The 2,753-nt window shown below is 67.3% G+C and carries 2 protein-coding genes; both read left to right on the plus strand.

The window, feature by feature from the left end; translation table 11 throughout:
* On the plus strand, positions 1-1,030 hold a 1,030-nt coding region (locus tag R2834_24835), incomplete at its 5' end, for an MMPL family transporter (protein ID MEZ4703581.1).
* A gap of 3 nt (positions 1,031-1,033) precedes the next feature.
* Entirely contained in the window at positions 1,034-2,626 is a 1,593-nt protein-coding gene (locus tag R2834_24840) for an AAA family ATPase (protein ID MEZ4703582.1), read from the plus strand.
* The last annotated feature ends 127 nt before the right edge of the window (positions 2,627-2,753 follow it).

A 2,753-nucleotide genomic window follows, 5' to 3' on the forward strand; every position in this document is an offset into this window, starting at 1 on the left:
CGTCTACTCCACCCGCGGCCAGCGTAACGCCGCGTACGTGATGGTCGATCATCCGAACGAGGCGCTGGCCGTTGCCGGCGTGCTGCGCGAGCGCGCGGCGGCTGACACCGTCTCGCCCACCATTCGGTCCGTCGAAACCCTGCAGGACCGTTTTCCGATGCAGCCGGCAACGCAGGCCGCGAAACTGGCGCGGATCGCGCACATCCGCAACCTGCTGGGCGACCCGTTTCTGGCCTCGTCGGACTCCGACTACCTCGCGCTCCTGGTCGACGCCGCCGGCACGACCGCCCCGATCCGCGACGATGAGATTCCCGATTTCATCCGGCGCCCCTTCACATCCAAACAGGGCGAGCTGGGCACGCTGGTCATCGTCTATCCCATCGGCAGCCTGGCCGACGGTCGCCGATCCATGCAGTTCGCGGACGATGTCGGCGTGGTCAGGACGCCTGATGGGCGGACGTATCACGCCGGCTCGACCTCGATCGTGGCGTCGGACATGCTGCGGCTCATGCAGGATGAGTCTCCCGTGATGATCGGCCTGACCGTGCTCCTCATCGTGCTATTCAAGATCATCATCCTGCGCCGGCTGCGCTGGGTCCTGCTCGCTCTCGTCCCGCTCGCATCCAGCTTCATGTGGATGTTCGGCATCATGGCGCTGTTCGATTTCAAGCTGAATTTCTACAATCTCGTCGTGCTCCCCACCGTGCTCGGCATCGGCGACGACAGCGGGATCCACATCGTCCACCGCTATCTGGAGGAAGGCCCGGGATCCATCCGCCGGGTGCTTCGGTCTACCGGCGAGCATATCACCATGAGCGCGATGACCACCATCGTCGGTTTTGGTGGGCTTCTGTTTTCGATGCATCCCGGCATGCGGTCGCTGGGCACGCTGGCCGTCCTGGGTATCAGCATGACCCTCATCGCCGCGCTCGCCTTTTTGCCGGCGCTCCTCACCTGGATGGAGAAACCGGCGCCCCGTCTATCCGTCGAAGCCCGGGAAGGTGTGCACGCGTTGACCGAGGATCCGTGACCCATGACCACAGACCGCCCTCCCCCAGACCTGGCCGAGTTGACCGATTTCCTGGCCGACCCGGCGTCGTATCCGCACGCGCCGGCCTCGGTGCGGATCGTGCAGACGCACATCTCGCTCGTCGCGATCGCGTCCCCGTACGTCTACAAGGTCAAAAAACCGGTGGATTTCGGGTTCCTCGACTTCACCACGCTCGATCGGCGCAAACACTTCTGTGAGGAGGAGGTGCGGATCAATCGCCGGCTCTGCGCGCGCATCTACCGAGGCGTCACGCCCCTGTCGCGCTGTGACGGGAAGCTGCGGTTCGGGGACGACGGGGAGATCGTGGACTATGCCGTGACGATGGAGGAACTCGACGCCAGGCATTTCCTGCACACCCTCCTGGAAGCCGGCACGCTCACCCGCGGCCACATCGACCGGGTGGTGGATGCGCTCGTCGGCTTCTACCGATCCGATGCCGCGCGTGCCGACCTTTCCCGCTGGGGCACCGTCGAGGCGCTGCGCGTCAACACCGACGAGAACTTCGACCAGACCGCCGTCTACGCCGGCCGGCTGGTGCCCCGCGCCGCGTACGAGGCCATACAGGCCTACACCCGGCGGTTCTACGCCGAACGGGGCGACGTGCTGGAACGCCGGCGTGCCGAGGGACGCATCGTCGACGGCCACGGCGACCTGCGGCTCGAACACATCCACGCCGGCCCTGAAGGCCTGTGCATCTACGACGCCATCGAATTCAGCGAACGCCTCCGGGCGGTGGATGTCGCCAGCGACATCGGGTTCCTGGCGATGGACCTCGACTTCAACGGCCGGCACGATCTGGCGCGGTATGTCACGGATCGCATCGCGCACGCCCTGAACGACCCCGGACTCCGCGACGTGATCGAATTTTACACCTGTTACCGCGCCTACGTACGCGCCAAGGTGGAAAGCATGCGCAGCGAGGAGCCCGAGGTGCCGGAGTCTGAACGCGCCGCGAGCCGGGACCGGGCCCGGCGCTACTACCGGCTCGCGCTCCGGTACGCCACGCTCGGCGCGCGGCCGGTGACTGTCGTCGTGATGGGCCGTATCGGCGCCGGAAAGAGCACCCTGGCCGGGGGGCTGGGGGAGGCGCTGGCGGTCGAGGTCGTTTCCTCGGATCGCATCCGGAAAGAGGACGCCGGCGTACCGCTGTTCGAGCGCAGCGCACCCGACGTGCGTCAGTGGCTGTACGCGCCCGGACGCACCGAGGCGGTCTATGCCGCGCTCCGCGACCGGGCGGTGCGGCGGGCCGCCGAGGGGAAGAGCACGATCCTCGACGCCACCTACGGCCGGCAGGATGCGCGCCAGGCCTTGCGAGCGGCGCTCGACGCCGCCGGCGTGCCCTGCCTGTTCATCGAGGTCACCGCCTCCGATGCGGCCATCCGCGCGCGGCTCGCGCGGCGAAGCCGCGAGACCGGCGTGGTGTCGGACGCCCGCCTGGATGACTTCGAGACGCTCGCCGCGCGCTATGAAGCGCCGGCGGCCGGCGAATGCCCCCGGCTGGTTCGGGTGGAGGCGCGGGACGACACGGAGGAGACGCTGGCGCAAGCGCTGATGGCGATGGTGAAGGCTGCGTAGGTCGCGCGTTGAATAGGGCATCGTGTGGGATTTGACCACACGCATCCATCGCGGCAAGGTGTCGGGGTACGGTTTATACCGAGCGCATCCATCACGGCAAGGTGTCGGGTTACGGTTTGTACCGAGC

This window comes from Rhodothermales bacterium (genome assembly GCA_041391505.1).
GTDB lineage: Bacteria > Bacteroidota > Rhodothermia > Rhodothermales > JAHQVL01 > JAWKNW01.

Coding starts and splice junctions, on each gene's coding strand:
- R2834_24840 (MEZ4703582.1), top strand. CDS start 1,034: ATGACCACAGACCGCCCTCCCCCAGACCTGGCCGAGTTGACCGATTTC.